General features: G+C 34.9%; 20 protein-coding genes. 3 read left to right on the forward strand and 17 right to left on the reverse strand.

What is annotated here, in order from left to right; genetic code table 11:
* Positions 1-25: 25 nt before the first annotated feature.
* The 17 genes from J0N78_RS20880 to groES all read right to left on the reverse strand — a co-directional run bounded on the left by J0N78_RS20880 (position 26) and on the right by groES (position 17,899).
* A complete protein-coding gene (locus J0N78_RS20880) occupies positions 26-904 on the reverse strand; it encodes a prephenate dehydrogenase/arogenate dehydrogenase family protein (protein WP_209125067.1) in 879 nt (292 codons plus the stop codon).
* A gap of 20 nt (positions 905-924) precedes the next feature.
* Positions 925-1,602, reverse strand: coding sequence for an RraA family protein (locus tag J0N78_RS20885; RefSeq protein ID WP_209125068.1), 678 nt, complete (start codon positions 1,600-1,602; stop codon positions 925-927).
* Between the two features lie 255 nt (positions 1,603-1,857).
* Positions 1,858-2,712: a MurR/RpiR family transcriptional regulator gene (locus tag J0N78_RS20890; RefSeq protein WP_209125069.1), complete on the reverse strand. Its 855-nt coding sequence runs from the start codon at positions 2,710-2,712 to the stop codon at positions 1,858-1,860.
* Between the two features lie 161 nt (positions 2,713-2,873).
* On the reverse strand, positions 2,874-3,080 hold the full coding sequence (locus J0N78_RS20895; protein ID WP_209125070.1) for a hypothetical protein: 207 nt from the start codon (positions 3,078-3,080) through the stop codon (positions 2,874-2,876).
* A gap of 350 nt (positions 3,081-3,430) precedes the next feature.
* Entirely contained in the window at positions 3,431-3,604 is a 174-nt protein-coding gene (locus J0N78_RS26580) for a dCTP deaminase domain-containing protein (RefSeq protein ID WP_374193950.1), read from the reverse strand.
* A 1,283-nt stretch (positions 3,605-4,887) separates the two neighbouring features.
* Positions 4,888-5,112: a hypothetical protein gene (locus tag J0N78_RS20900; protein WP_209125071.1), complete on the reverse strand. Its 225-nt coding sequence runs from the start codon at positions 5,110-5,112 to the stop codon at positions 4,888-4,890.
* Positions 5,113-5,340: 228 nt separating this feature from the next.
* Positions 5,341-6,117, reverse strand: a complete 777-nt coding sequence (locus J0N78_RS20905; RefSeq protein ID WP_209125072.1) for a class I SAM-dependent methyltransferase — start codon at positions 6,115-6,117, stop codon at positions 5,341-5,343.
* A 125-nt stretch (positions 6,118-6,242) separates the two neighbouring features.
* The gene (prpB, locus tag J0N78_RS20910) at positions 6,243-7,142 is read right to left on the reverse strand and encodes a methylisocitrate lyase (protein ID WP_209125073.1); all 900 of its coding nucleotides are present in this window, start codon (positions 7,140-7,142) and stop codon (positions 6,243-6,245) included.
* A gap of 62 nt (positions 7,143-7,204) precedes the next feature.
* A complete protein-coding gene (locus J0N78_RS20915; protein WP_209125074.1) occupies positions 7,205-8,344 on the reverse strand; it encodes a PrpF domain-containing protein in 1,140 nt (379 codons plus the stop codon).
* Positions 8,345-8,432: 88 nt separating this feature from the next.
* Complete coding sequence (locus J0N78_RS20920) at positions 8,433-9,821, reverse strand: SLC13 family permease (RefSeq protein WP_209125075.1); 1,389 nt, start codon at positions 9,819-9,821, stop codon at positions 8,433-8,435.
* A gap of 19 nt (positions 9,822-9,840) precedes the next feature.
* Positions 9,841-11,367, reverse strand: a complete 1,527-nt coding sequence (locus J0N78_RS20925; protein WP_209125076.1) for a tripartite tricarboxylate transporter permease — start codon at positions 11,365-11,367, stop codon at positions 9,841-9,843.
* A gap of 18 nt (positions 11,368-11,385) precedes the next feature.
* On the reverse strand, positions 11,386-11,829 hold the full coding sequence (locus J0N78_RS20930; RefSeq protein ID WP_209125077.1) for a tripartite tricarboxylate transporter TctB family protein: 444 nt from the start codon (positions 11,827-11,829) through the stop codon (positions 11,386-11,388).
* An 85-nt stretch (positions 11,830-11,914) separates the two neighbouring features.
* The gene (locus tag J0N78_RS20935) at positions 11,915-12,940 is read right to left on the reverse strand and encodes a tripartite tricarboxylate transporter substrate binding protein (protein ID WP_209125078.1); all 1,026 of its coding nucleotides are present in this window, start codon (positions 12,938-12,940) and stop codon (positions 11,915-11,917) included.
* Between the two features lie 235 nt (positions 12,941-13,175).
* Positions 13,176-13,865, reverse strand: a complete 690-nt coding sequence (locus J0N78_RS20940) for a response regulator (RefSeq protein WP_209125079.1) — start codon at positions 13,863-13,865, stop codon at positions 13,176-13,178.
* Positions 13,858-15,471, reverse strand: a complete 1,614-nt coding sequence (locus J0N78_RS26425) for an ATP-binding protein (protein ID WP_209125080.1) — start codon at positions 15,469-15,471, stop codon at positions 13,858-13,860. The genes J0N78_RS20940 and J0N78_RS26425 overlap by 8 nt, the downstream gene beginning before the upstream one ends.
* A gap of 446 nt (positions 15,472-15,917) precedes the next feature.
* The gene (gene groL / locus J0N78_RS20950) at positions 15,918-17,555 is read right to left on the reverse strand and encodes a chaperonin GroEL (protein ID WP_209125081.1); all 1,638 of its coding nucleotides are present in this window, start codon (positions 17,553-17,555) and stop codon (positions 15,918-15,920) included.
* Positions 17,556-17,614: 59 nt separating this feature from the next.
* The gene (gene groES / locus J0N78_RS20955; RefSeq protein ID WP_209125082.1) at positions 17,615-17,899 is read right to left on the reverse strand and encodes a co-chaperone GroES; all 285 of its coding nucleotides are present in this window, start codon (positions 17,897-17,899) and stop codon (positions 17,615-17,617) included.
* Positions 17,900-18,362: 463 nt separating this feature from the next.
* On the opposite strand from groES, the gene J0N78_RS20960 reads away from it, so the two are divergent.
* From J0N78_RS20960 to J0N78_RS20970, 3 genes are all read left to right on the forward strand, one after another.
* Entirely contained in the window at positions 18,363-19,079 is a 717-nt protein-coding gene (locus tag J0N78_RS20960) for a CPBP family intramembrane glutamic endopeptidase (RefSeq protein ID WP_209125083.1), read from the forward strand.
* The gene (locus J0N78_RS20965) at positions 19,076-19,270 is read left to right on the forward strand and encodes a YdiK family protein (RefSeq protein ID WP_209125084.1); all 195 of its coding nucleotides are present in this window, start codon (positions 19,076-19,078) and stop codon (positions 19,268-19,270) included. Before J0N78_RS20960 ends, J0N78_RS20965 begins: the two co-directional genes overlap by 4 nt.
* Before the next feature lie 222 nt (positions 19,271-19,492).
* Positions 19,493-20,740 (forward strand): MFS transporter, encoded by a 1,248-nt coding sequence (locus J0N78_RS20970; protein WP_209125085.1) that lies wholly within the window; start codon positions 19,493-19,495, stop codon positions 20,738-20,740.
* Positions 20,741-20,810: the final 70 nt, after the last annotated feature.

Genomic DNA, 20,810 nt, shown 5'->3' on the forward strand with positions numbered 1-20,810 from the left:
TTTTTAAACCAATTTAAAGACGACATTATCGACTCTCTTGCATAGCATCAATTACTCGTGTCCAAGAACTTGGAGTTTTCCCTGCAAATTTTTCTTTAAAATTAAACTCTCCAATTTTCCGAAGTTTTTCACAAGCTCCTTTTGACATTAGATTATCTACCTTTGCAGCTTCTAACATTTTAATTGCCCCTTGTAATTCTACAGATCTTCTAAGTGCATGTATCGAGGTTCCAGTCACTAGCCTATTCATCGTTTCTTCAAAAGTCTTACTATCCATTGTTTCACCGATTGATTTCACCACTAGATCTTCTACATTAAATTTTCTAGCTGCCTCAAGCATTTCAAACAATAGGGACGGAAGCCCTTTCATAAATATACTACGGATTAATTTAACAGCTGAAGCCTCTCCAGCATTATTACTTACTTTACTGATATTCATGTTATAATCAGACATTAGCTCAATGAACTTATCCGTACCGTCGCCACTAGCAAGTATCGGAACTTGATGCTTATACACTGGTAAAGGTCCCATCATCGCAACATCTACGAATGTAATACCTTTTTCACTAGCATATTGACTTATTTCTTTTTTCACATCCGGAGTGGAAGCAGATACATCAATATAAATACAATCTTCTTTTAAATTAGGCATTAATGACTGACTAACAGGCAGTGCTTTATCCGCTGGTACCGCTACAATCAATACATCCACTTCGCTTACAACTTTTTCTGGTTCATTTTTCAGCACTACACTTGCTTTATTAGCACGTTCTTGAATGAGCCCTCCAAATTTTGCGTCATTACATAATGGGTCAAAAGCTACTATATTTTTTAGACCTTCTTCTTTTAAACCCATAGACATTTCATATGATGCCTCTCCAAAACCGATAAATCCTAATTTCATTTTTTTCTCCTCCAAAACATCTAGCTAAACGATTTAATTTTCTCATTTAACCAAGATGGCTCAATACTGCCTGTTGCTTCTCCTGCTTTACGGCTTTCTTCATATTGTTTAATAACTTCTATTCTATTGTTTTCATATTCTAGTTTCTTCTCTGCTTTTAATACAGCTGTTTCAATTTCATCTTTAGGAACTACCACAACGCCATCATCGTCACCGATTATTAAATCTCCTGGTTGAACTGAGACACCTCCACAAGAGATCAATGTATTAATTTGTCCTGGACCATCTTTAAGAGGACCATTCGGAATAAAGCCGGTTGCAAAAATCGGGAAATCTAGCTGACTAAGAATATCTTTATCTCGTACTAGACCATCAATAATCATCCCTTCCAATCCTCTGGCTTTAGCAGCAAAAGCCATTAGTTCACCTAAGTAAGCATTTTGGGTATGCCCCTTACCATCAACAACGATTACATAACCTTCTTCACCAATATGAATGGCTTGATGTAAAAAAAGATTATCCCCTGGTCTTAAACTTACAGTGAGAGCCGTACCGACTACCTTTACTGTATTTGTCACAGGTTTAATTTTGTAGTCCATAGAACCAGTACATCCCATTGCATCTGATAAAAGAGTAGTGTTTAACTTTTTGACTCTTTCAACAATATCAATCGATAATAACGGAGGTAAATTACTCATAATCTTTTCTCCCCTCAATTCTTTTAGTTAATGATTCCTTGGCGCGATTATAAAACTATTTCCAATTAAACTTAAGATATTAGTAGTATTTATTACACCAAAAATAATAATGTAATATTTATTACTACCTTTAAAACATAATATCATCGCCTCACTTTTATGTAAACCCTTACTTTTTTTATTTTTGGATAATTCCATTAAAAAAAACGAAGAAAAGGTTGAAGGAAAAAGCTCAAAATGCTTTCCTTCAACCTTTTAATTATTATTGTAGTGATAATTGATTTTAGTCAACACATCATTCATTTTATCAAGACGAACTTTTGTCTTATCTGGATAATTTATAGCAATATAACTAATTAGATAATCCACAACAACCATAGAAGCGATTGGAGAATTATGAAAAGCTAAACTACCTGAATTACATGGTAAAACGATATCAGAGTACTTAATTAGAGGAGATGAATAACCATCCGTAATAGTAATTATCTTAACACCACTCTCTTTTGCTTGAGATACAAAATCTACAATTCTCCTAGCATATCTCGGGAAACTTGTTGCAATAACTAAATCATTAGAGTTTAGGTTTAAAAGCAAATCTACCCAATCACTTTGATCGGCAATAATTAGCTCACAGTTTCCTAATAATCGATTTAATCCAAAAGTTAAATATTGTCCCACTGGCAGACCACTTTTAGCACTTGCACAATATATTCGGTTAGAAGAAGTAATCAATTCTAAAACTTTTTCCAATGTATCATTAGAAATCATTTCTTTGGTTTTGTTAATATTGCTAATTTGACTTTCTACACAGCGAATCCATAAATCGCTTTCTGGTACGTCCTTTAAATTGGCTTCTAGCCTTGTATGCGGTGCAGCTTGATTACGTAATAGCTCTTGTAGTTCCTTTTGAAATTCAGTATAGCCGGAATAATTTAAGTTAAAAGTAAGTCTCATAATGGTTGTAGTACTTGTCCCCACTAAACCTGCCAACTGATCTACTGTTAAAAAAGCAACTTCCATTGGATTTTTTATTATATAATCTGCAACCTTACGTTGGGAAGCTGTTAACTTTGATATTTTTTCTGTTAATCTTAATATTGGATCGTTCATTATTATCACCATTTTTTAATTTAGAATGTATTAAATACAACCGATTATTATAAGGTAGTATTAATTACTACATTAAAAATATTAACACTTAACTATATAAATGTTAACTATAACTTCCATATTTTTGAGATTAAATCTATTTAAAAAACTTTTCTGGGAGTTTATTTGTACTTCGTATGACTCATTACACCCCACTCCCCTTCACAATCAGGGTATTTCCATTTAACAATTCTGTCTTTTTCAATATCTGAAATTCCAATTTTTCGAGTAAAGTGTGTAGCATTATAAGAACCTTGATGCTTTTTCAGTATAGGCTCTCCTTGCAAATCAGCATTACAATGTGGGCAATTTTCTTTATTGTTCTTCATCATTTCATATCCTTTTAGTCTCTTCGCATTTTTCTCATCTATAAACAATAAATTACATTATTCAATATGATTTATTCCTCTATAGAAATTTACCACCTTTTTAATTGACTTACTTCTTCAATTATACTTTTAGTTTTTTGGGAGACTTCTTTGACGGTTAATCGTTGTAATGCATAATAAAAGATACTATTATAAAAGACCCTCATTTAATTTTTTTCGAGCTTGCTCTGCCAAATCCTTAGCAGCTGACTTAATGCTCTGTATCTAATTTAAATAAAGTTATTTTGCAAATCTTAATTCCCGGAATGAGTCTTATTGGTACTGAATTTGTTGAAAGTAACTAAACCAATCTACCCTTGATAACCAGGATTCATGTAATGAGCAGGGCTAATGATTAGACCAAGTGATATAACACCATATTTTTCATTTATTCGCGCTGACATATTATCAGTAACCGTTATAAATTCATGGGTTTGTATCAGGATCGATTCTTTTGGTTGAATCCAAAACTCTTCTTTAAAAATATCAGTTTACTTATAATGTTCTGTTACATCCTTACCAAGAATGATAAGTTCATCGGAAAAGTACTTTCTAACCATCAGTGTCTAAAGTAAGATTAATTGTCGCCCCTTCGTAAAATTTAGGGTTATAAGGTCTAACAAACTCCTCCTGTGTGGCTAATTTATGTAGTTCGCGATCACTTAACTTTTCTTCCTCCCCCTTCCGTCATAATTTATCTTATTTATATAATTTACATATTTTTAGCAAAATGCAACTGTTTCTAAAAAAAATTCATCGACAGTTGAACCGTTAGAAGAAGAAGAAGTTCCAAAGTATCTTGAAAAAGAAGAGCTTGCCTTGTTTTTAGAAACAGCAAAAATAATGGACTTTAAAATAGAAGGATGTAGACTTAAAAAATCACAGGATAAGTATTACCAAGATGTATTACATCCAAATAATAATACCGTGGTATCAATTAGTCCCTCCGAAAACCCGAAAGTCTAGACGGAAAATTGTCGTGGATGAATATGTTATTAACGCTTTGAAAGAACACAAAAAGGTTCAGAATAAAGTCACTGAGCATTTAGGTAACAGTTACTATAACAAGGATTTTATCTTTGCCAAAATGGAACGACAGCATGGTTACCCCATTGTCACCAAGACCGTTCAAAACCGAATGGCTAGACTACTTTTCTTGCTGAGGCCGGTGTGTCACTAGAAAAGATTATGGACCGCCTTGGCCATACGGATGACCAAATTACGAAAAATGTTTACCTCCACGTCACGCAAGAAATGAAAAAAGAAGCCTCTCAAAAGTTCAGTGAACTCATGAGAAGCCTCCGTTAAGTTTCCTCAATGTTAGCAAACCACTCTCACCTTACTAACAAATCCTTTTATACCAAGGGTTTCAGGGGCAAGATTACATCATGCCGCCCCTAAGGTGAGAGTGTGTAATATCTTAGACGTTGTGTGCAAATAATGCGGTATATCAAGGTTTTGTTAAATTCTGTATGTAACATTTTTAATGGGAGTTTACGGTTTTTCACTGGATTGCGTTAGCAAAATGTTAGCAATTCACTAGCTTGATTACGGCCACGAAATTTACAACTTGCTATTAATAAATGTACCATATGGAATCGTCAAGAGGTTTTGAATAACATTTTCTATTGAATAGTATCGTTGTACTGTGCAACATAAGGTATAGTAACAGATCTTCTTCGGCTAAAGTCCCACTTTGTAGATAGTTAAAATTTTCAATCACAAAAGGTTTTTTTAAAAAAAGTTAAAAAGAAATTGTTTTTTATACCTACGATTCGTCAATTATATACTCAGCCAATCTTTCCATTGAACCGCTATCCGCATCCCCCTTTAAAATTCTAATAATTGCCTTTGTTTTACCTTTACCTTCTGTTGCATGCCTAGAAGACATATAAACCTCTCTTTCTAAGGTTTTTTCATATATAACAAAAAAAGGCGTTACATTAGTTGATCTGTATATTTCCTTAATCTCAAGTATATCCTGTAGTTTCATCTAATCAAATCCCTTCCTTAAAATACAAACCAATACCCTCTTTATTGAGAATACTCATAACTTAAAATTCTAACTTGTTCATGTTACCCCTTAGATAACTTTGCTAGTTGTTTGGGATTTTCATAAATTTCTTCCATAAAAGCATTGGTTTCCTGACACTTGCTTAAGTTTGTTCTTTTCGAATAGCGGTTTCTTCAGTGTTATAAGCAACTTTTGTCAATAATTACATTATTCTCCTTTTTCAACAAGGACCATCCATTCATCTATTGCAACTGATTTAATTTCTTCATTTTCTATAACAACTTTAAAATAATCTTTATTAACTTTATTTGCTTTTAAAATATATTCTGATACCTGTTTTGGTTGATCTTCACTACTAGCTGTGCGGACAACCCAAATTGGGAAATCATGTTTCTTTTTACGGGAAGTTGATCGCTTTTCAATTAACGCAGCATCTACAAATAATCTTCTCCATTCTTCAATCGATAAACACCTTACATGGCTTTCATCTCTTAACTTTTCAAATGTATTCATAAATTCTGCTTTCTTTGGGTCCTCAGGTACTACATTATCAATAAGAACAAACCTACCACCTGGTTTTAACACGCGGGAAACATTATTTATAAATTTTTCGGGATGCGGGAAATGATGTGAGGCAATACGACAAGTTACGAGATCAAATGTATTTGCCAAAAATGGAAGTGACTCGGCATCAGCCACCGTGTACCAAATGTTATCAAATTGCTTATTTAAGTTCTTAGCAGTATTCTCTAGCATTTTTTCAGTCAAATCAGTAGCACACATTTTTTTCACGTAGGGAGCGACCGTTTTAGCCACATGCCCTCCACCTGTTGCAATATCTAAAGCAATCCAACCTGCTTCTGGTTGAAGCCAATCAATGATTAAAGGCAAATCAATTCCGTTAGCATGTGATTTACTTTCATAATACTTTTCTGCATTTTTTCCGAAGACAACTTTTACAGTATCTTTAATATTTTTTTCCATAATTTAACACCCCGAAAATTTTTAAATATATTTATTTTAGACGTAACGTGCACTATCCTTTGATAAAATTGCCTTCTAAAGTTTCTTTTGCAACATCCCAGCTCGGATGTACTGAGCTATTAATTCTAATCTAGTACCGTTTTTGCAATTGTATTATCTAAATCTTCATAACCATAATATTTGATCGTTTCATAAAGTTCTTTCCTTGTCTGCATGCCATCAAGTGCATCTTTCTGTGTTCCTTTTTCTAGAATCAATTTATAAACTTGTTCGATTGCTTTTGAAGCAATTCGAAGTGATGTTACTGGGTATATCACCATTTTATATCCCCATTCCTCAAATTGCTGTGCAGAGTAATAAGGAGTTTTACCAAATTCAGTCATATTTGCTAAAAGTGGTACGCTTTTAAATTCTTCCGCAAACCTTCTAAACTCTTCTTTTGTACATAGTGCTTCAGGAAAGATTACATCTGCTCCTGCTTCGACATATGCTCTTGCACGCTCTACAGCAGCGTCGAATCCTTCAACACCCTTGGCATCTGTTCTTGCTATAATGATGATTTTATCACTTGCCTTACGAGCAGCTTTAATTTTCAATACCATTTCTTCCTTGGCTACTAGCTTTTTACCATTTAAATGACCGCATTTCTTTGGAAGATCTTGATCTTCTATTTGAACAGCAGCAGCACCGGCTTCGACCATCTCATGAATCGTACGCGTTACACTTAGTACACTGCCAAACCCCGTATCAATATCGACAAGCAAAGGTAAGCCGGTCGCTCTTGTAATTTCACGAGTACGTGATGCAAGCTCTGTTACCGTAAACAATCCTAGGTCAGGCAAGCCTAAACTAGCCGAAAATGCTGCTCCTGATAGATAAATAGCATTAAAACCTGAGTTTTTTGCCAAAATACCCGCCATAGCGTCATGTACCCCTGGTATTTGAATAATTCCATTATCTTGTTTAAGGAAAGAACGAAGCTTTAATGCAGGATCTTCCTCCTGATTTCTAACTAACCAACTCATATTTATTCCTCCTAAATTGATATAGACATAACACTACAACTTCATTTGCTTTAATCTGGTCATTAATTCGGTATATAAATAACACCTTTCATAATTCTTCTTGCAGTTCGATCAAGACCAACAAAGTCAACGTCCTGATCACCCTTTGTCATAGCAACTCGAACCTCTACTATTCCTTCTGGGTGGCCAATTCTAATAACTTGGCTATCTTTATTACTTGAACATTTTTGAAGAAAATGATTCGGTATTGTTCTAGATAAAAGAACAGCTGCTGCCAGATTATACAGCCCACTTCCCGCAAATGTACGATGAAACCTCCCCATAGAGACCATTTTTGCAACGATATCAACCTCGCTTTCTTTAATCTTCTTTCCTGAAGAAGTTACATAGTCTTGCGGCTTTGCCACAAGTGCAATCTTAGGAATTGAGGGTGAATGCATTGCATCTTCTTTAGTCTTAGACATACCGGCTAAAATAGCTATTTCAAGCCGAATTGCTTCTAATCTCTTTAATATTGATTCATTCTTTGAAATGTCGTCATTTTTCTCAATACCAGTTATACCTAAATCTTCAGCTGCTATAAAAACACATGGATTGACAATATCAACAAACGATACCAAATACTCTTTACCTTTTACCGATATTTTAGTTTCCGGGCCTAATGGGAGCGTCTTCCCAGTCTTTCCACCACCAGGTGAAAGGATGTCTATAAATAGCTTCGCTCCAGGATTAACCAATCCTGATAGATAATACTGCCCATTTACTTTTGCCTTACTTTTTACTACAGGAACCTTTAGTCGGAGCATTTTCCCAATATTCGTATTAAAGGCATTTACCTGAGCATAATCCTGTGATAGCTCTACACCTACCAATCCTTCATCAATAGCAAAAGCACCTACAGCTGCCATTAAATTTCCGCATGTCCCCTTATCATCTACAATTTGTTCCCCGATTCCAATTTGATAGAATGTATAATCAACATCTGCACCTTCTACAGAAGGTGGGGAAATAACAACAACCTTACTTGTGTGTGAGGTTCCACTACCCAAACCATCAATCTGTGACGGATTCCAAGCATCGATACCCGATAAGAAGATTTCCTTTTGCTTTTCAATTTCTATAGGTAAGTCCTTTTTATGAAAAAATAGCCCACGACTTGTTCCACCACGATAAACAACACATGGGATTGAATATTGTGACAATTAACTCACCAACTATCGTAAAATTAATAAACTCTAATTCTTGCACTTATTCTTCCTCACATAATTTACTTCACAGTGGTCTTAACATTTAGTTCTTAAAAAAAATTTGATTCCAATAAAAGAATACGGAACCAAATACAACAAGTAACCAGAAAAACAATGATATGATTCCAACACGGAATAAATCCTTATCTGAAAAGTACCCATAAGAATGACTAATTAAATGTACAGGAGACTGTGTAATTAGTAGAAAGCCTGGAACTCCAGTTAAGAAGACGGCCATTGCAACTCCTAATGATGTTAATCCAGAAATACTCTGACCAATAGTTACCCCTAAAGGCATCATAATTGTCATAAACCCTATTACATTCACAAAAATAATTCTTAGAATTGCAGTACAAATTACAAATAAAAATAAAACAATAAAAGGCGATTGTAGTGCAAAATAACTAACTAAAAGATTTGCTAGCCACTCAATTGTACCTGTATTTATTAGCATAGAAGATAGAAGAATAGTAGCTCCGAAGAAAATAATCATATCCCAGTCAATCTTTGACTTTGCTTTAGTCCAGTCCCACACTCCAACCTTAGGCATTATTGTTAATGTTGCTCCCAGCATTCCTACCATTGGTACTGAATAACCATGTAAACTTTGGGTTACCCATAATAAAAGTGTGAACCCAATGATTATAATTATTTTGACTTCAGGTTTACTTATTTTTCCTAGTTTTGCAACTCTTTCATCTATTAGGTTCATAACAACTGTCTTAACTACATTTTCTGGAGGAAAACAAACTAAAAAAATAACCCATAATATTATGATAAAAATGAAGGTTGGGGGTCCAAAATAAATCATCCAATTTAAATAGTTAAGATCGGGCGAGATCGATGCTAGTAACCCATAAGCATATATGGTTGATCCAGCCCCAGTTGCAACAAATGCGCCAGATATCGCAACAATATATGCCACTCCAATAAATAATGACTTCGATAAATTTGGCACGGCACTAATTTTTTCCATGCTCTTAGAAATTCGATCAAAGATAGACGTTACAAGACTACCCTTGCCAATATTTGAAGGAATTAAAATGGATAGAACAAACATTAAAAAGAATGAAATAAAAACTAAGAGCCTCCCAGATCCTCTAGACAGCCTTAGCATATTTAAAGAAATTCGGCTCGCTAAACCAGTTTCTATAAATGCATTGGAAATGATGAAGGTTGAAAATAGTAACCAAACAATTCCTGATCCAAAAGAACTTAGGGTTTCTTCAAAGGAAAAAAAGGTAAGCGAGACAATCAAAATTAGTAATAATGAACTGAATGCTAAGGGGAATACTCTTCCAATCCATAATATTTGCACAATGAACAAGGTAGCCAATGCTTTAACTTTTATATCCCCAAAAAAAATAGGTGTGAGAAAGAACAAATACAAGATGACCGTGATATAAAACAAGATCATCTTTTTTCTGTTCATATTTTAGACTCCTATAAAATTAACCTATATTTTCACTAGTATCTGAATGATTTTTAGCTAACTTTCGCCTTTGTAGCCATCCAGTAATGAATGGATACGCGAGAGATAAAATTGTTAATATTGTTAAAGCAATTGTTATTGGCGAGGCCGTAATAAAGCTAAATGGACTATCTGCTGCAACAAGACTTTTTCTAAAGTTTTGTTCCATATCAGACCCTACAATGATAGCTAGTATTAATGGTGCAATTGGAAATTTTAGCATCTTCATTGCTAACCCAATGAATCCAAAAATAAGTAAAATAAAGAAATCAATTGCACTATAACTTAATGTATAGGTACCAATAAATGCTAGTACAAGAATAATAGGATATAGCACTTTTGGTGGTGTATCTAGTATTCTAACAAGTAAGCCAACAAGTAAGATGTTTATGATAACCAAAAAGATATTCCCAATAAACATGCTGTTAATAAAAGTCCAAACCATATCCGGATTGCTTTGGAATAGCATTGGACCTGGACGAAGACCTAACATAACGACCGCACCTAGAATAACAGCGGTTGTTCCTGAACCTGGTATCCCCATTGTTAATAGTGGAATAAATGAACCAACAGCAGCGGCATTATTTGCAGACTCTGGTGCAGCCACACCTTCAACCGCACCTTTACCAAACTCATCAGGTTTTTTTGAAAGCTGTTTCTCGGTTGTGTAACTTAACATTGAAGCAATGGAACCACCAGCACCGGGTAAAACTCCTATTAGAAAACCTAGAGGGGCACTGCGAAAAATTGGCCATTTAGATCTTTTCCACTGATCTTTTGTAATCCAAATTTTCCCTACATCTTTTTTTTCACCAGGTGGCTTGTCAATTGTTAAGTAATTATGAAGTACTTCTGCAACTGCATAAAGCCCAATAATGATAATTAAAAAATCAATTCCTTCACTTAAATGTGCGATATCAAACGTAAACCGGTGCACCCCAGTTTGTAAATCGATACCAAAGGTGCTAATAAGCAATCCAACGGACATCGCAATAAACCCTTTTACCATTGCCCCTTTTGAAAGCGAGACAATGGCGGATAATGTAAAAACCATTAGTAGAAAATATTCTGCAGGTCCGAATTTTAAAGCAAAGCTTGCTAAAGGCTTTGCCAAAATAACAAACCCTATTATTGCAACCACACCACCAAATAAAGATGCGATTGCAGACATTGCTAAGGCTTGACCAGCCTGACCTTTTTTGGCCATTGGATAACCATCAAAGGTAGCTGCAATAGCTGATCCATCCCCTGGTGTATTTAATAGAATAGAGCTTCGTGATCCACCATACATCGCCCCATAGTAGATAGCTGCCATTAGTACTAAGGCACTTGTTGGATCCATTCCAAAGGTTATTGGAATTAGGATAGCAACAGCTGTCGCTGGTCCAAGACCTGGAAGCATCCCTACAACCGTACCTAAAAATCCTCCAACCAAAAGCCACAGTAAGTTTATTGGCTGTATCGCAACCATTAATCCATCAATTACATTTTGAAAATCAACGCCCATAATTTTAAACCTCCCTTGCTATGGTAGACTGACTTGAAGTAATTTTGCGAACATATACCATGAAATAAATGAAAATAAAACTGAGACAAGAATATTCTGTAGCCATCTTTTTTTCCCATTAACAGCAAATAAAAGTCCACCGAGAAAAATTACCGTTGAAAAAAGAAAACCTATTCTTTCAAATAAAAATGTATAAATAAGAATTAAAATAACTGTAGAGATAATAAGTTTTGGAGTACGGCCTTGAACAAGAAGTTTTACTTCCTCAATTTCTTTCCTACGGACCTTCCACTCTTGGAAAAAATAAACGAGACTTAAAATTGTTAATAAAATACAGATAAGTATCGGAAAGTATAAAGGCCCGTTTGGATCCCCAAGTTTTGCTTTTGGTAAATTTAAAGAGCCAATTAAAAAGCCTACTCCGATGATAAAGAAAAAGATTGGCATGATAAGTCTTACCATCATCTTTCTCTCCCTTCTATGTTTTGATAAATATAAAATATAATCATGAATGGATCCCATAATCCAGGACCCATTCTTTAATCAATTATTCAATCAATCCTGACTCACTAAGTAAAGTATCGTAATTTTGATTTTGTTGATTTAAAAATTCCACCGTTTCACTACTGCTTTTGTAATATGATGACCATCCATTATTTTTTAGCAGGGTTTTCCAAGCATCAGTTTCTACCATAGCACTGATTTTTTCATCCCAGTATGCAATTTCTCCTTCAGCCATGTTTGGTGGCCCCATAATACCTCTCCAGTGAGGGAATACCATATCAACACCTTGCTCAGTCCATGTTGCAACGTCTGGTATTTCTTCCATTCTTTCTTCAGAAGTCACAGCAACGATTTTTAAGTTTCCAGATTGATGTTGTTCTACTACTTCAGATACACCAGTTGTTGCAAAATCGATATGTCCTCCTAATAGTGCAGTTACAATATCTCCACCACTCTCATAAATCATGAAGTTAAGCTTTGTAACATCTACGCCGTAAGTTTTAGCAGCTTGAACAAATGATAAGTGGTCATTATTTCCAAGCGCGGGTGCTAAACCAATTTTTAAAGAAGTAGGATCCGCTTTTAAAGCTTCCATAATCTCAGCACCAGTTTCAAACTGGGAATCTTTAGGTACTACTGTACCAATCCACTCTGATGTAAGAATTGCAATTGGAGTAAAATCGTTATAAGTTAATTTACTCTTTCCTAAAAGGTTATTAGTTAATACTAAGCTTGAGTTGATTGCTAAATGATGTGCGTCCTGTTTGCTTAGATATTGCCATCCAACTTCTCCACCACCACCTGGCTTGTTTACTACGTTCATATTTTCAGTAATAATGTTCTCATCTTTTAAAATCTTTTGTATTGCACGGGCTGTACCATCCCAGCCACCACCTGGAGATGCAGGTGCAACGATTTCAATATTATCAGTAGGGAAAGATGCTTTTTCACTACTTTTTTCAGATTCGTTACTACCCCCTCCGTTACTTGAAGATTCTTGTTGAGAAGAACATGCTGCTACTACGAAAAGTAACGACAAGATTACGATTAAAGAAAATAACTTTTTCATTTTGTTGTCCCCCTTCACTTTTTTGTTTTGTGTGAATTTTTCCACAACCCAATAATAAATCTTATCTCCAAAAATGTAAGCGTTTTAATTTTTAAAAAAATTAAAAATTTTAAATGCATCTTTTTGTTCATTGTGTTCAAAATTAAAACAGAACTCTAACCAAATTGTTTTATCAACCTGAAAGGTTATTTAGATAAAAAGGTTCAGAAGGAATTGCCCCTTCTGAACCTTCTAATTATTTTCCGTAATATATTCGCTCAGGTCTACCAACAATCCCGTACTCCAATTCAGCACGAACTTTTCCAATTGATACGAGATACTCTAAATAACGCCGTGCTGTTGTTCTTGAAGCCCCCATTTCATAACCAATTTCTTCTGTTGTAAACCCTGTTTTAAATTGTTCAATAATCTTAATTACTTTTTCTAAAGTAATTGGCGAAACGCCCTTCGGTAAATTTCCTTCGCTTGACTTCACATTCGACGATAAATTTGTGTTACTTTTTAACAGATGGTCGATAAATTCCTGATCAATAAATTCCCTCGACTTTAGAAGCTTATAATGTTTTTTATAGGATTCAATAACCTCTGTAAACTTTTCAATAGTTACAGGTTTTATTAAATAACTAAATATACCGTTATTTAAGCTTTCCTCTAGAAAATCAACATGCTTTGCAGCTGTAATCATAATTACATTTATATGTTTGAGTTCATTCTTTCGTAATTCTAACATCAATTCAGTACCAAGCATATCAGGCAAATAAATATCTAATAAGAGTAAGTCTACTTCTACTTCCTTTAACTTTCTTAAAGTTTCTTCAGCATTGACGGCTTGTCCTACAATTTGAACTCCTTCGATGTTCTTAACAAAATTTTCATGTATGAATGAAACTCGAGAGTCATCTTCTGTAATGAAAACTTTAATCATTCTTAAATTGCCCCTCTCGTATTAAATTTTTCGGGATATAGATAGTAAATGTAGTACCTGGATTTTCACATCTCATTACAATTGTTCCATTCAATTCTTTTACAACTCGCTCAGCATTAGCAAGTCCATAACCACGATTCTTACCGGTCTTAGTAGAAAATCCCTGTTTAAAGATTAGATCAACCTTTTCATCCGGAATCCCATTACCACTATCTGTTACCTCAATAATAATATCGTCACTAAGATCTACTGAGAAAAAGCTTACTTTTTTATCTTCTTTCTTCATGACTTCTTCAAAGGCGTTATCTATTAAGTTACCAATAATAATTGATAATTGAATAGTATCAATATGGTCTGGAAGCAAACCTAATGAACTATTTTCATCAATTGTAAATTGAATCTTTTTTTCGGAAGCCTTCCCAATTTTACCTAATAGGATTGCCTGTACCTTTGGATCATTAATTTGGTCGAAAACAATGCGATTACTATTTTCATTATCTTCAGTTTCTTTCTGAATCATCTTTATTGCATCCTCTTGATATCCGAGCTGGATCAAACCAGAAACCGCGTAAAGTTTATTTGTGAATTCATGTGCCTGTGCACGAAGATCTTCAGAATATTTTCTAACCTCAGATAGAGTATTAACCATCTCTTGAATTTCTGTTTTATCTCTAAAAGTAGCTACTGCTCCAAATACTTTTTTTCCTTCTACAATTGGAGAAACATTTAAAATAATTACCTTGTCTTCTAAGAATAATTCTTTGTTCACAATATCTTTTTCCATTTTAAGAACTTTTTCTATATTAATATTAGGAATTACACTATTAAAAGGTTCATCAATTAGATTATCTTTTAAGTTAAGAATACGTTTTGCAGCCGTATTTATAAGTGTAATGTGAGCTTGATAATCAACTGAAATAATCCCTTCATTAATTGAAGATAAAGTGGCATTTCTATCTCGATATAAAGATGCAATTTGGCGCGGCTCTAATCCCAATGTATCATTTCGAATATTCCTAGCTAAAAAGATACTTACAATAACGCCCATAATTACTATCACAATTGCAAAATGGACAACGGGTTTAATTCCTTTTAAAATATCAAAATAAATATCCTCTATTAAATATCCAACATTTACAACACCGATAACCTGACCAATCTCATTAAAAATTGGCGCTTTACCAACTAATGCTGGTCCAACTAATTCTCTTGATTTAATTGTGTAGTATCCTCCAAAAACAACAGCTTTGTAACTATCATCAATTGGTATGAATTGATAAATTTCCTTTGGATCGGGATGAGTTAAAATCTTACCGTTACGATCAGTAATAATAACAAATTTGGCATCTGCCTGATTTCGTATCGTTTCAGTAAGTGGTTGTAATTCCAATGGAGGATAAGCAGATCCCATCGCTTCTTTTACTGAAGGCATAAAGGATACCGTTTTTGCTGTTTGGAGACTAATCGCTGATTTACTTTCATATACTCGTTGAGTATCAAGATAAAGGAATTTCCAGACTAAAGCGATTATGATAGTTAAAATTAAACATACTACAATTCCTAAGATTTTTGTCTGTAATGAAACATTTTTAACTTTTTTGCGCACTTTTTTCACCTATATTTAGACCTAAAATGTTAATGAATAAAACTATTTTTCCTTTTAATTATACTTTATCATATTTTTAAATTTAAAATATTCAATAAATTATAGTTTTTATAAAATAACGGATTAAAAATAAATATGTTATAACTTATTTCTATTCCATTTTTATACTAACCAAACTTAAATGGATATGGAGTTAATAACAAGAATTTTTAAATTAATACAAGAGTTACTCCATAGTCTGTTCTTTTAGAGAAAACTGAACTTATTGAAAACAATCAAAAGTTGTACATTTAAATGACTTTAATAAAGCCCGTCCATAACAAAAATGAAAAAGGCTTCTCAAAAGTTTAATCAACTAATGAGAAGCCTCTTTTATATAACTAATGTTAGCATTTTGTTATCAAATTATACATAAACCCTTATATACCAGGGGTTTGAGGTGCAGATCACATCATGCCGCCCATTCCACCCATGCCGCCCATGCCGCTCATGTCAGGCATTCCGCCGCCATTTTCATCTGGTTGGTCAGCGATAACAGCTTCCGTTGTTAAGAACATAGCTGATACAGATGCTGCGTTTTGAAGAGCAGAACGTGTAACTTTGGCAGGGTCAACGATACCCGCTTCAACCATGTTTACCCACTCGCCAGTTGCAGCATTGAAACCGATACCTACAGCTTCGCCTTTTAATCGCTCAACAACAACAGAACCTTCTAGTCCAGCGTTGTGTGCAATTTGACGAACTGGCTCTTCTAATGCACGAAGTACGATGTTAACACCCGTTTGCTCGTCACCATCAGCTTGAACAGCAGCTACTGCTTTGTATACGTTCATTAGTGCAGTACCACCACCAGCTACGATACCTTCTTCAACTGCAGCACGAGTTGAGTTAAGGGCATCTTCAATACGAAGTTTACGCTCTTTCATTTCTGTTTCAGTAGCAGCACCAACTTTAAGAACAGCTACACCGCCAGCAAGCTTCGCAAGGCGCTCTTGTAATTTCTCTTTATCAAAATCAGAAGTTGTTTCTTCTACTTGTGCTTTAATTTGGTTTACACGAGCAGCAATTTTGGCTGTCTCGCCAGCACCTTCTACGATTGTAGTTGTTTCTTTTGTTACAACTACTTTTGCAGCGCGTCCAAGTTGAGAGATGTCAGCAGATTTAAGATCTAAACCTAAATCTTCTGTAATCACTTCTCCACCTGTTAGGATCGCGATATCTTCTAGCATTGCTTTACGACGATCACCAAAGCCAGGAGCTTTAACAGCTACTGCGTTAAATGTACCACGAAGTTTGTTTACAACTAATGTTGCTAAAGCTTCGCCTTCTACATCCTCTGCAATGATTAAGATCGGACGACCTTGTTGTACAACTTGCTCAAGAACAGGCAGCACTTCTTGGATGCTTGCAATCTTCTTATCTGTGATAAGAACATAAGGGTTTTCTAGAACAGCTTCCATTTTATCTGAATCTGTTACCATGTAAGGAGAAGCATAGCCACGGTCAAACTGCATACCTTCTACAACTTCAAGCTCAGTTGTAAATCCTTTTGACTCTTCAATTGTGATAACACCATCGTTACCAACGCGCTCCATAGCTTCAGCAATAATCTTACCAACTTCATCGTCAGCAGAAGAAATTGCCGCTACTTGAGCGATTGACTCTTTACCTTCGATTGGTTTTGCGATGTTTTGAAGCTCTTCAACAGCAACTTTAGTTGCTTTTTCAATTCCTTTACGGATAACCATTGGGTTAGCACCAGATGTTACGTTCTTTAACCCTTCGCGGATCATCGCTTGAGCAAGAACAGTTGCAGTTGTCGTACCGTCACCAGCAATGTCGTTTGTTTTGCTAGCTACTTCAGCAACTAATTTTGCACCCATGTTTTCAAATGCATCTTCTAGTTCAATTTCTTTTGCAATTGTTACCCCATCATTTGTAATTAATGGAGATCCAAATTTCTTTTCAAGAACAACGTTACGTCCTTTTGGTCCTAACGTTACTTTTACAGCATTTGCTAATGCATCTACTCCGCGTAACATAGAGCGACGAGCGTCTTCACTGAATTTAATATCTTTTGCCATCGTTTCAACCTCCTAAAGTTTTATCAATATGTGAATCGTTCGTTTTTAATTAATTTTAATTAACTGATAATCGCTAAAATGTCGCTTTCACGTAAAACTAAGTACTCTTTACTTTCATACTTCACTTCAGTTCCTGCGTATTTAGAGAAAATAACTGTGTCGCCTTCCTTCACTTCAAGAGCAACACGCTCACCATTTTCAAGTACGCGACCTGTACCAACTGCTACAATCTTTCCTTCTTGCGGTTTTTCCTTCGCAGAATCTGGAAGAACGATACCACTTGCAGTTTTTTCTTCTGTCTCAACTAACTCAATTACAACACGATCACCTAATGGCTTTAACAAGGAAAACAACCTCCTTAAAATATTATGGTTTCTCCTCTGTATATGTAAAAGTTTGGGCGAGGAGTTTTTGTTAGCACTCGATGTAGTTGAGTGCTAATTCCAATTATTATAATAATCATTCACATTTTTTTTTGCAAGTATTTTAAATGAATTTTTTAAAAAAATATTAATACACCTTATATTAGTGCGTGTTCAAAGCCTTCAATAGAATATCCAAATCAATGATTTTATAAACCAGTTCATTAAAGTTTCTTTTCTTTCGTGAAAACTAACTTCGTAATCTTTATCTTTATCGCCTTTAAGATCATTCAAGCAAAACGTGAACAGCCTTAGTAAAATGCGCCAAACTTTCTTCTTGATTGATAATCTCCATTCCTTCTTGTTTTTTTAAAAAATATGGTAAAATGAAAAATACGTTCGTGTGAATAAAAACATTACATCTATTACAAAGGGGAATTATATTGTGTCTAAACGCTATTGGTGGGTATTAATTACATATATCGCCATGCATCTCTCTGCTTTTATCGGTGTTCCGTTACTCAAACTTTTTGATGTCCCTTTAGAAAAAATTCCAGGAATCTGGAGTACGGTTAGTTTCTCTATTGCGTTATTAATTATTGTGTTATTGCTGTTACCAGACATACGTATTCGTCATCAAGTGCGTGATCGTTCTTCCAAAACGGATGCTGCTTTATGGTCTGTTCTTGGGGTCATCATTGCATTTGTTGCACAGTACATCTCCATTTACATTTCGGTATTTTTATTAGGGGTGGAGCCAGGTTCTGAAAATACCGAACGAATATCCGAATATGCACGAATTTTTCCAGTGTTTATCATTGTCATGGCAGTGATAGGACCTATTCTTGAGGAGATAATATTTAGAAAAGTGATTTTTGGATCTTTATATAAGAAATTTAACTTTATTATCGCTGCACTCATAAGTTCATTAATCTTTGCAGTTGTTCACACCGATTTAGACTATCTATTAGTTTATACTGCCCTTGCATTTGTTTTTGCCTTTCTCTATGTAAAAACAAAACGAATTCTCGTACCCATCATCGCCCATGTAGCTATGAATACATTAGCAGTTCTCGTTCACGTCGTATATGGTGAGCGTTTAGATGAATTACGGCAACAGCTTGAGCAAATACAATCATTTATTGGAGGATTTTTAGTATGAGAACGTCTCCCACGTTCATGGCGTTAGTTTATGCGTTAATTGGTGGCATGTTCACCTACTTAGCCATTCAACATGTCCAAGTTTCAGGGTGGAATTTTTGGACCTTTCTTTTTATCGGTTTAGCAGCCGTCGATTTTATGATGGCTTATCGCTTTTTCCAGATGAGAAAATATATAAAAAAGTCAAAATAATACAGAACATACGTGTTAATTAAACGATTAATTAAGTGTTATGTTCGTAAAAATAAGAGGCTGATCCTTTTACAGAGGTGTCAGTCTCTTTTATATGAACAATCCTGATTAAGGAAGTTTGTAAAACGATTGTAAAAAAAGTGTTAATCAAGAGGAAAATGATTACCCGAGTGTGAATATGTTGTATAGATATATCAATTATCTATAGTAGGGAGACCACTTATGCAGAGAACATTTTCTTACGGGAAGGTTGCTACCATTGGGATTGGCTTTTTGGCATTAACTCTTGTATGGACGATATATAACACGTTTATGCCGCTCATTCTCGGGGACTACATCGAAAGTAGCTCTATTCGAGGAGCCATTATGGGGATGGACAATTTACTTGCTGTATTATTAATACCAGTTATTGGAGCGTGGTCTGATCGGATAAAATCACCGCTAGGACAACGGCTTCCATTTATCGCCATCGGAATGCCTTTAGCTGCGATTACCTTTGCGTTATTACCATTTGTATCTGGGATTGGACTTCTTATTCTTTTAGCTATTGATATTGTTTTTCTAATCGCTATGACCATCTACAGGGCACCTGTTATCTCACTTATGCCAGATCATACTCCTCCTACTAATCGTTCTACTGCTAATGGCGTCATTAATTTTATGGGTGGTGTAGGTGCGATTATTGCCTTATTTGCTCTAGCTCCTTTATTTGACGTAAGCAGAACCTATCCATTTGTCATTGGTGGCCTAATATTATCTGCAGCCTTTTTACTACTATACTTTGTAATTGATCGTAACCCCCCTTATGTAGAGCGTACATCCAATGATCAGGAAGAAACACAAGCTATTATGATCTTAAAAAACGGCATTAAAAATTTATTCTTAAAAGAAAATCGTGGCAAGCTCTTTATCTTCTTTGCCATTTTTCTTTACTTCATAGGTTACACAGGTGTGGAAGCCCTTTTCTCCATCTGGGCAACTGAAAATCTGGGGTTAACTGGTGGCGAAGCAGGTGTAACACTCGGTTTTTTTAGTTTATCTTTTGTTCTATTTGCTATCCCTGCAGGCTTACTCGGGACTCGCTTCGGCAAAAGGAAGTTAATGCTTGTCGGACTCATTTTTTTACCGTTCCTTTTTGCCGTCATTCCTTTTTTAGAAGGACTATTGCTACTACGAATTGTCCTTTTCTTGTCTGGTATAGCATGGGCTTGTATTAATGTTCAAGCCTATGCATTAGTTAGTGATTTAGGCGGAAAGTCTCAAATTGGATTATATACTGGACTGTATTATTTATTTTCAATGTCTTCAGCGATCATTGCCCCATTTATGCTCGGTTCGATGATGGATGTATTCGGAAATAATAGCCTGTTTTTTACCGCTGCTATCATTAACATTTTTGCCTACTTATTTTTAAAAGTAGGAGATAAGGATAAGCCCAGTATGAAGACGGATTCTACTTATAACTTGTAAGTTAACTATGAAGCAACATATCTAAAAAGCACTCGCTTACAAATTAAATTAAAAGCAACTAAATGAAGTA

Source organism: Alkalihalobacillus sp. BA299, assembly GCF_017745675.1.
Classification (GTDB): Bacteria; Bacillota; Bacilli; order Bacillales; family Bacillaceae_F; genus Alkalihalobacterium.

Excerpts from the sequence above, each read along its gene's own strand:
- J0N78_RS20880 (WP_209125067.1), bottom strand. The coding sequence starts at position 904 with ATGAAATTAGGATTTATCGGTTTTGGAGAGGCATCATATGAAATGTCT.
- J0N78_RS20885 (WP_209125068.1), bottom strand. The coding sequence starts at position 1,602 with ATGAGTAATTTACCTCCGTTATTATCGATTGATATTGTTGAAAGAGTC.
- J0N78_RS20890 (WP_209125069.1), bottom strand. The coding sequence starts at position 2,712 with ATGAACGATCCAATATTAAGATTAACAGAAAAAATATCAAAGTTAACA.
- J0N78_RS20895 (WP_209125070.1), bottom strand. The coding sequence starts at position 3,080 with ATGAAGAACAATAAAGAAAATTGCCCACATTGTAATGCTGATTTGCAA.
- J0N78_RS20900 (WP_209125071.1), bottom strand. The coding sequence starts at position 5,112 with ATGAAACTACAGGATATACTTGAGATTAAGGAAATATACAGATCAACT.
- J0N78_RS20905 (WP_209125072.1), bottom strand. The coding sequence starts at position 6,117 with ATGGAAAAAAATATTAAAGATACTGTAAAAGTTGTCTTCGGAAAAAAT.
- prpB (WP_209125073.1), bottom strand. The coding sequence starts at position 7,142 with ATGAGTTGGTTAGTTAGAAATCAGGAGGAAGATCCTGCATTAAAGCTT.
- J0N78_RS20920 (WP_209125075.1), bottom strand. The coding sequence starts at position 9,821 with ATGAACAGAAAAAAGATGATCTTGTTTTATATCACGGTCATCTTGTAT.
- J0N78_RS20925 (WP_209125076.1), bottom strand. The coding sequence starts at position 11,367 with ATGGGCGTTGATTTTCAAAATGTAATTGATGGATTAATGGTTGCGATA.
- J0N78_RS20930 (WP_209125077.1), bottom strand. The coding sequence starts at position 11,829 with ATGGTAAGACTTATCATGCCAATCTTTTTCTTTATCATCGGAGTAGGC.
- J0N78_RS20935 (WP_209125078.1), bottom strand. The coding sequence starts at position 12,940 with ATGAAAAAGTTATTTTCTTTAATCGTAATCTTGTCGTTACTTTTCGTA.
- J0N78_RS20940 (WP_209125079.1), bottom strand. The coding sequence starts at position 13,865 with ATGATTAAAGTTTTCATTACAGAAGATGACTCTCGAGTTTCATTCATA.
- groL (WP_209125081.1), bottom strand. The coding sequence starts at position 17,555 with ATGGCAAAAGATATTAAATTCAGTGAAGACGCTCGTCGCTCTATGTTA.
- J0N78_RS20965 (WP_209125084.1), top strand. The coding sequence starts at position 19,076 with ATGAGAACGTCTCCCACGTTCATGGCGTTAGTTTATGCGTTAATTGGT.
- J0N78_RS20970 (WP_209125085.1), top strand. The coding sequence starts at position 19,493 with ATGCAGAGAACATTTTCTTACGGGAAGGTTGCTACCATTGGGATTGGC.